The 7,622-nt window shown below is 57.8% G+C and carries 8 protein-coding genes and 1 tRNA gene; 6 read left to right on the plus strand and 3 right to left on the minus strand.

Annotated elements, in window-relative coordinates:
* Positions 1–71 precede the first annotated feature (71 nt).
* A tRNA-Met gene (locus FT726_RS25265) sits at positions 72–148 on the minus strand.
* A 207-nt stretch (positions 149–355) separates the two neighbouring features.
* Between FT726_RS25265 and mltA the strand changes: the two genes are divergently transcribed.
* Both mltA and tcdA read left to right on the plus strand, forming a co-directional pair.
* Positions 356–1,504 (plus strand): murein transglycosylase A, encoded by a 1,149-nt coding sequence (mltA, locus tag FT726_RS25270; protein WP_288424817.1) that lies wholly within the window; start codon positions 356–358, stop codon positions 1,502–1,504.
* A 60-nt stretch (positions 1,505–1,564) separates the two neighbouring features.
* Complete coding sequence (gene tcdA, locus FT726_RS25275; protein ID WP_346303658.1) at positions 1,565–2,371, plus strand: tRNA cyclic N6-threonylcarbamoyladenosine(37) synthase TcdA; 807 nt, start codon at positions 1,565–1,567, stop codon at positions 2,369–2,371.
* Here the strand turns inward: tcdA and csdE are convergent.
* Positions 2,359–2,811: a cysteine desulfurase sulfur acceptor subunit CsdE gene (gene csdE / locus FT726_RS25280; RefSeq protein WP_021507386.1), complete on the minus strand. Its 453-nt coding sequence runs from the start codon at positions 2,809–2,811 to the stop codon at positions 2,359–2,361. The genes tcdA and csdE overlap by 13 nt on opposite strands.
* Before the next feature lie 4 nt (positions 2,812–2,815).
* On the minus strand, positions 2,816–4,021 hold the full coding sequence (gene csdA / locus FT726_RS25285) for a cysteine desulfurase CsdA (RefSeq protein WP_288424820.1): 1,206 nt from the start codon (positions 4,019–4,021) through the stop codon (positions 2,816–2,818).
* A 208-nt stretch (positions 4,022–4,229) separates the two neighbouring features.
* Between csdA and FT726_RS25290 the strand changes: the two genes are divergently transcribed.
* From FT726_RS25290 to rlmM, 4 genes are all read left to right on the plus strand, one after another.
* Positions 4,230–4,454, plus strand: coding sequence for a YgdI/YgdR family lipoprotein (locus tag FT726_RS25290; RefSeq protein WP_010616412.1), 225 nt, complete (start codon positions 4,230–4,232; stop codon positions 4,452–4,454).
* Between the two features lie 342 nt (positions 4,455–4,796).
* Positions 4,797–5,714 (plus strand): transcriptional regulator GcvA, encoded by a 918-nt coding sequence (locus FT726_RS25295; protein ID WP_010616414.1) that lies wholly within the window; start codon positions 4,797–4,799, stop codon positions 5,712–5,714.
* Between the two features lie 50 nt (positions 5,715–5,764).
* Positions 5,765–6,160, plus strand: coding sequence for a DUF423 domain-containing protein (locus FT726_RS25300; RefSeq protein ID WP_021507384.1), 396 nt, complete (start codon positions 5,765–5,767; stop codon positions 6,158–6,160).
* Positions 6,153–7,253 carry a 23S rRNA (cytidine(2498)-2'-O)-methyltransferase RlmM gene (rlmM, locus tag FT726_RS25305; RefSeq protein ID WP_021507383.1) on the plus strand — a complete coding sequence of 367 codons (1,101 nt, stop codon included), beginning with the start codon at positions 6,153–6,155 and terminating at the stop codon, positions 7,251–7,253. The genes FT726_RS25300 and rlmM overlap by 8 nt, the downstream gene beginning before the upstream one ends.
* Positions 7,254–7,622 lie beyond the last annotated feature (369 nt).

The raw sequence follows: 7,622 nt of genomic DNA on the forward strand, positions 1-7,622 counted from the left end.
CAGGCTGCTCCACCCCGCGTCCGTCTGTCGCGCTAAGCGACTTGCCACATTGTCTCTTCATCACGAAGAATTGGTTGCGGGGGCCGGATTTGAACCGACGACCTTCGGGTTATGAGCCCGACGAGCTACCAGGCTGCTCCACCCCGCGTCCGTGGATGCGCACTATACACCGGGCGTATGATGATGCAACCCCTTTTTTGCGTTAAAGCGCTAAATAGACAAACAGTTGCTGAATTATTTGGCCATTGGGCGATTTATTATACAGATGTGAGCGCGCTAGCCTGCGGCAGATTTCATTCTGTCTGCCCCTTTGCTATCGTCGCCGTGCAAACAACCAGCTTAAAAAGAGAAGGTAATGAAAGGACATTGGGCGAAGTATGCACTTACTGGCGCATTTCTGGCGCTGTTAGCCGGTTGTAGCTCTAAGCCGACCGATCGCGGTCAGCAATATATTGATGGCAAGCTGGAGCAACCGCTCGGGCTGGTGAATGAGCCGAACGCCAAAGGGCGTCCGGTCAATGGCCGTGATTTCGGCCTGCAGGTGCAGCAGATCCAGTCGGCGTCGTCCGGTCTGTATGGCCGCAACCTCGGCACTTACAGTGCGATTCAGAACTGGCTGCTCTCCGGCGCCGATACGCGTCAGCTGCGCCAGTTCGGCCTGAACGCCTATCAGATGGAAGGCACCGACAGCTACGGCAACGTACAGTTTACCGGTTACTACACGCCGGTGGTGGAAGCGCGTTATACCCGTCAGGGCGAATTCCAGTATCCGATTTATCGCATGCCGCCGCGTCCGCGCGGACAGAAGCTGCCAAGCCGCGCTTCTATCTATAGTGGCGCACTGGATGAGCGTTATGTGATTGCCTGGAGCAACTCGCTGATCGACAACTTTATGATGGACGTGCAGGGTAGCGGCTATGTCGATTTCGGCGATGGCCGTGCGCTGCGCTTCTTCGGCTACGGCGGCAAGAACGGCTGGGCTTACCACAGTATTGGTAAAGAGCTGATCGATCGCGGTGAAGTGAAGCGCGAAGACATGTCGATGCAGGCGATTCGGCAGTGGGCGCAGGAGCACTCGCCGCAGGAAGTGCGCAACGTACTGGAAACCAACCAGTCGTTCGTGTTCTTCAAGCCGGAAGAGTATGTGCCGGTGCGCGGTGCCAGTGCGGTACCGCTGATTGCCAAAGCCTCGGTGGCGTCCGATCGTTCGCTGATTCCCGCCGGTACGGCGCTGCTGGCTGAAGTGCCGCAGCTGAATGAGAAGGGCAAATTCAACGGCAAATATGAGATGCGCCTGATGGTCGCGCTGGACGTGGGCGGCGCGATCAAAGGCCAGCACTTCGATATCTACCAGGGCGTCGGCCCGGATGCGGCGCATCTGGCGGGCTTCTACAACCATTATGGCCGCGTCTGGGTACTGAAAGCCGCGCCGGGAACCGGCCAGCCGCTGTTCAGCAATCCGCAAAACGGCAATAATGGTTCATTGATTATCGGCGCAAATTGATAGGCTGCGCACCCTGGGTTTGTCGGGTGCGCGTCCGCGCATCGTACTAAAAGGTTAGCTATGAAAGTTGTCAGCGACGCCTGGCGCCAGCGATTTGGCGGCACGGCGCGTCTCTACGGGCAGGAAGCACTGCAGCGTTTTGCCGACGCGCATTTCTGCGTCATCGGCATCGGCGGCGTCGGTTCCTGGGCGGCCGAAGCGCTGGCGCGCACCGGCATCGGTAAAATTACCCTGATCGACATGGACGATGTGTGTATTACCAATACCAACCGTCAGATTCATGCGTTGCAGGGGCATGTCGGTCAGGCCAAAACTGAGGTGATGGCGCAGCGTATTCACGCCATCAATCCGGAGTGTGAGGTGATCTGCATCGATGACTTTATCACGCCGGACAATACCGCGGAGCTGATGGATGCGGGGTTCGACTATGTGATTGACGCGATTGATAGCGTGCGCCCTAAGGCTGCGCTGATTGCCTGGTGCCGGCGTAATAAGATCCCGCTGATCACTACCGGTGGCGCCGGCGGACAGATCGATCCGACGCAGATTCAGGTCAGTGACTTAGCCAAAACCATTCAGGATCCGCTGGCTGCCAAACTGCGCGAGCGGCTGAAAAGTGATTTTGGCGTAGTGAAAAACAGCAAGGGTAAACTGGGGATCGACTGCGTATTCTCTACCGAGGCGCTGGTGTATCCGCAGCCGGACGGCAGCGTATGCGCTTCGCGCAGCACGGCGGAAGGGCCAAAGCGCATGGACTGTGCCGCCGGCTTTGGTGCGGCCACCATGGTGACCGCCACATTTGGTTTTGTTGCGGTGTCGCACGCGCTGAAAAAATTTCTCGCGCGCGCGGCGCGTCAGTCTGCCTGATGCGCGCGGGCAGCACGCTGTACCGCCTCAGCCAGCGCCTGTAAACCACTGCTGCGCGAGGCGCTCAGCTGCGCGCGCAGCCCTAAGGTATCAAACAGCGCCAGCGGATCTGTGGCTAACAGCGCCGCGGGCGTTTTTCCTTCCACCGCTGTCAGCAGCACCGCCAGCAATCCGCGCACAATGCGTCCCTCGCTGTCGCCGTAAAAATGCAGCGTACCGTCGGCCCGCTGCTGGCTGCTGAGCCAGACGCGGTTTTCGCAGCCGGACAGCTCAATTTCCGCCGTTTTCAGCGCTTCCGGCAGTGCCGGCAGCTGGCGGCTGAGCTGAATCAGCTGGCGATAGCGATCTTCCCACTGATGAAAATGGGCAAACTTCTCCGTCAGGCTGGCTTCGGTAATCAGGTCACCAAACGGATGGGGGGCAAGCAGGGCTGATGTCATTACGTTACTCACTCAGTAAATCCACGGCATGGTGCATGGCGCGCACCAGCGCGTCCACGTCCTGCAGATTATTATAGGGGGCAAATGAGACGCGCAGCGTGCCGCTGACGCCAAGCGCCGCCATCAGCGGCTGGGCACAGTGCTGGCCGGCGCGCAGCGCGATGCCCTGTTCCGCCAGCAGCGTCACGATATCGCTGTGGTGAATACCGGCGATATCAAACGCCAGCAGGCTGGCGCTGCCGCAGCGGAAACTGCGGAAGCCGGGAATAGCGCTGAGTTGCTCTTCGGCAAGGCTGGCCAGCTGCTGGCTCCAGCGTTCGGCTTTCCCGGCATCATACTGTGTCAGCCAGTCCAGCGCCGCACTCAGCCCGACCACGCCCGCCACGTTCGGCGTGCCTGCTTCAAAGCGCCACGGCACCGGCTGCGGCGTGAAGCCGCTGAAATCGACCTGCGTCAGCATTTTGCCGCCGCCCTGCCACGGCGGCATCGCGTCCAGCAGCTCCGCTTTGCCGTACAGCACGCCAGTGCCCATCGGGCCGTACAGCTTGTGCGCGGAAAAGGCGTAGAAGTCGATATCCAGCGCCTGCACATCCGGCGGGCAGTGCACCACGCCCTGCGCGCCATCCACCATCACTTTCGCCCCAACGCCGTGCGCCAGCGTAATCGCCTGCGCCAGATCCGGACAGCCGCCGGTCACGTTAGACATCTGACCTATCGCCAGCAGCCGGGTGCGCGCGTTGAGTAACTGCGGCAGCAGGGCGATATCCGGCCGCCGGTCAGCGCCAAGCGACCACTTTATCACTTTCGCACCGCTGGCCTGCGCCACCATCAGCCACGGCACCAGATTGGCGTGGTGCTCGGCTTCGCTTACCACAATCTCGTCGCCCGGTTGCAGACGCGGTGCCAGCCAGCTGTGCGCCACCAGGTTGATGGCCTCCGTGGTGCCACGCGTCCAGACGATTTGCCGATCGTCCGCCGCCTGCAGCCAGTGCGCCACGCGCGCACGCGCCTGTTCATACTGTGCCGTCAGCGCGCGGGCAGCGGCGAACTGGCTGCGGTGGACGGTGCCGCCGCTCAGCGAATAAAACTGTGCGGTCGCGTCAATCACCGCCTGCGGCTTCAGCGCGGTGGCAGCGCTGTCGAGATAGACACCCGCATCGCTCAGCGCGGGAAACTGCTGACGAAACTCGCCAGGAGAGAAATGGGTCATACTCAGCTCACTTACTTGGATGTTAGGACCAGGCTGAAAGCCACGCCGTGGCCTGGCAAAGCTGGAAAAGCGCGTTATGCTAATTATTGCAAGGTTTGAACCGAAACCCGCATAACGAATCGGTCTGTTCCAGTCGATCGCTCTGTTTGCTGCCACTGGTCAGCGCACGCGGGTGGTTTAATGCAATCAATCTGCAAGGAGATAGAAGATGAATAAACTCGCCGCAGTGCTGGCCGTGTGCACCATGGCCTTTACCCTGGCCGCCTGTTCCAGCAACTACGTCATGCATACCAATGATGGTCGCACCATTGTTGCGGATGGCAAACCAAAAGTTGACGATGAAACCGGTATGATCAGCTATAAAGATGCCAATGGCAACGAGCAGCAGATTAACCGCTCAGATGTGAAAGAGATGGTGGAAATGGGCCAGTAAGCCCGGTTAGCAGGTAAAAAAAAGCACCGCAATTTGCGGTGCTATTTAAAATCACTATGGACAGACAGGGTAAATCTACAGGAATTAAAAGTTTGATCTGCAATCGTCAGATCAAAATGCAAACACAACATCACGACCACAAGCCAAAAGCTCTCTAAAAGTCTGCGATCTCTCGCACGTTTCCAGAAATCTTTTCGTTCCGGCTCAGGAAGTGCGGCAACTATAGGTATTTGCTGGAGCTTCCTCAACGGACAAATTATAATGTCTCGGATTAAAAAATCTAATACGTAACGACTTTGTATAAGTTGCAGTGTTACGCTGTCAATCCGGGTACGGAAAACCATGTCAAAACGCCTTCCGCCGCTTAATGCTCTTCGCGTCTTCGACGCTGCGGCCCGTCATTTGAGCTTCACCAAAGCCGCTGAGGAGCTGTTTGTGACCCAGGCGGCTGTCAGCCATCAGATTAAATCGCTGGAAGATTTTCTCGGTCTCAAGCTGTTTCGCCGGCGCAATCGTTCGCTGTTACTGACCGAAGAGGGTCAAAGCTACTATCTCGATATCAAAGAGATTTTTTCGGCACTGAACGATGCCACGCGCAAACTGCAGGCGCGCAGTGCCAAAGGGGCTCTCACCGTCAGCCTGTTGCCGAGTTTCGCCATTCAGTGGCTGGTTCCGCGCCTCTCCAGCTTTAATCTGGCTTATCCGGGCATTGATGTGCGTATCCAGGCGGTGGACCGTGATGAGGAGAAGCTGGCCGACGATGTCGACGTGGCGATTTTTTATGGCCGCGGCAACTGGCCCGGTTTGCGGGTAGAGAAATTGTATGCCGAATATCTGCTGCCGGTGTGCTCGCCGCTGCTGCTGACTGGCGACAATCCGCTCAAATCACCGGCCGATCTGGCGCATTTCACGCTGCTGCATGACGCCTCGCGCCGTGACTGGCAATCCTATATTCGTCAGCTGGGCTTGCAGCACATTAACGTTCAGCAGGGGCCGATCTTCAGCCACAGCGCCATGGTGCTGCAGGCGGCGATCCACGGCCAGGGTGTGGCGCTGGCTAATAATGTGATGGCGCAGAGTGAAATTGAGGCCGGACGTCTGGTCTGTCCTTTCAACGATGTCTTAGTGAGTAAAAATGCTTTTTATCTGGTTTGTCATGACAGCCAGGCAGAACTGGGTAAAATAGCCGCCTTTCGGCAGTGGATTCTGGAAAAAGCCGCAACTGAACAAGAAAAATTCCGCTTCCGCTACGATCACTAACGCGTTGCCTGCCGCACAGTGATGTGCGGTTTCACCTTGAGGATAAATGAATGTCCAGTCGTGCCATGTTTATATTTGCCGCCATCAGCGGCTTTCTGCTGGTGGCGTTTGGTGCTTTTGGGGCGCACGTGCTGAGCAAAGCGCTCGGCGCGGCCGAGATGGCGTGGATCCATACCGGCCTTGAATATCAGGCGTATCATACGCTGGCGATTATCGGTATTGGCGCAGCGATGCTGCGTCGCGCCAATATCTGGTTTTACTGGAGTAGCGCCGCGATGGCGCTGGGTATCGTCCTGTTCAGCGGTAGCCTGTATTGTCTGGCGCTGTCGCACCTGAAGTTTTGGGTGTTTGTTACGCCGGTTGGAGGCCTGTGCTTCCTGATTGGCTGGTTTTTGATGTTGATTGGCGCGCTGCGTCTGAAACGAAAGGCAGATCGCCATGAATAAAGTTTTACTCTATTGCCGCCCGGGATTTGAGAAAGAGTGTGCGGCAGAAATCAGTGCCAAAGCAGCGGAGCGCGAAATCTACGGTTTTCCGCGTGTTAAAGATGACGCCGGTTACGTGCTGTTTGAGTGCTATCAGCCGGAAGAGGCGGAAAAACTGATCGCCACTCTGCCGTTCGCGGAGCTGATTTTTGCCCGGCAAATGCTGGTGGTGGGCGAGCTGCTGCGCGATCTCCCGCCGGAAGATCGTATTACCCCGATCGTCGGTATGCTGAGCGGCGTTGTGGAGAAGGGCGGCGAGCTGCGCGTTGAAGTGCCCGACACCAATGAAGCCAAAGAGCTGACCAAATTTTGCCGCAAGCTGACGGTTCCGCTGCGCGCCAGCCTGCGCGACAGCAAAATTCTGCTGAATTATGAGAGCAATAAACGTCCGGTAGTGCATGTGTTCTTTATCGCGCCGGGCACCTGCTACGTTGGTTATTCGCTGCCGCATAACAACTCGCCGTTTTACATGGGCATTCCGCGCCTGAAGTTCCCGGCCGATGCGCCAAGCCGCTCTACGCTAAAGCTGGAAGAAGCATTCCATGTGTTCGTGCCGGCCGATGAGTGGGACGAACGGCTGGGCAGCGGCATGTATGCGGTCGATCTTGGTGCCTGCCCCGGCGGCTGGACCTATCAGCTGGTGAAGCGCAGCATGTGGGTCTACGCGGTGGATAACGGCCCGATGGCGCCGAGCCTGATGGATACCGGACAGGTTACGCACTGTCGCGAAGACGGGTTCAAATTTCGCCCGCCGCGCAGCAACATCAGCTGGCTGGTGTGCGACATGGTGGAAAAACCGGTGCGCGTCGCCAGCCTGATGACCGAATGGCTGGTCAACGGCTGGTGCCGTGAGGCGATCTTCAACCTCAAGCTGCCAATGAAAAAGCGCTATGAAGAAGTCACGCAGAACCTGGCAATGATGGACGCGGCGCTGAAGGAGAAGGGCGTAAACGCGCAGATCCAGGCGCGCCAGCTGTATCACGACCGCGAAGAAGTGACCGTGCATGTGCGCCGGATCTGGGCGGCAGTCGGCGGACGGCGCGACGAACGCTAGTTCTGCTTCATACTTTGCGCTATCGCGGCGTTGGCTGCACCTGCTCGCCCCGGTCACATACTAATGTATGCTCCCGGGGACTCTCAGGCTTGCCGCCTTGCGCTAGCACAAATTATTTCGCAGAACTTAGTTGCACTCATCCGTAGCGGCGCGATTCATCGCGCAATGAGCGGGATTGAAACTTTCCTGAACAGCTCGGGCTTGTCGTCCTGCGCTTGCACAAATTATTTCGCAGAACTTAGTTGCACTAATCCGTAGCGGCGCGATTTATCGCGCAATGAGCGGGATTGAAACTTCCCTGAACAGCTCGGGCTTGTCGTCCTGCGCTAGCACAAATTATTTCGCAGAAATTAGCTGCACTAGCCCGTA

Origin of the sequence: Pantoea sp. Morm, from assembly GCF_016643525.1 — a bacterium.
In the GTDB taxonomy this organism is placed as follows: Bacteria; Pseudomonadota; Gammaproteobacteria; order Enterobacterales; family Enterobacteriaceae; genus Pantoea; species Pantoea dispersa.

What these genes read in the sequence shown, in the direction of transcription:
- FT726_RS25300 (WP_021507384.1), top strand. Translation starts at nt 5,765, where the DNA reads ATGTCCAGTCGTGCCATGTTTATATTTGCCGCCATCAGCGGCTTTCTG.
- rlmM (WP_021507383.1), top strand. Translation starts at nt 6,153, where the DNA reads ATGAATAAAGTTTTACTCTATTGCCGCCCGGGATTTGAGAAAGAGTGT.
- tcdA (WP_346303658.1), top strand. Translation starts at nt 1,565, where the DNA reads ATGAAAGTTGTCAGCGACGCCTGGCGCCAGCGATTTGGCGGCACGGCG.
- csdA (WP_288424820.1), bottom strand. Translation starts at nt 4,021, where the DNA reads ATGACCCATTTCTCTCCTGGCGAGTTTCGTCAGCAGTTTCCCGCGCTG.
- mltA (WP_288424817.1), top strand. Translation starts at nt 356, where the DNA reads ATGAAAGGACATTGGGCGAAGTATGCACTTACTGGCGCATTTCTGGCG.
- FT726_RS25290 (WP_010616412.1), top strand. Translation starts at nt 4,230, where the DNA reads ATGAATAAACTCGCCGCAGTGCTGGCCGTGTGCACCATGGCCTTTACC.
- FT726_RS25295 (WP_010616414.1), top strand. Translation starts at nt 4,797, where the DNA reads ATGTCAAAACGCCTTCCGCCGCTTAATGCTCTTCGCGTCTTCGACGCT.
- csdE (WP_021507386.1), bottom strand. Translation starts at nt 2,811, where the DNA reads ATGACATCAGCCCTGCTTGCCCCCCATCCGTTTGGTGACCTGATTACC.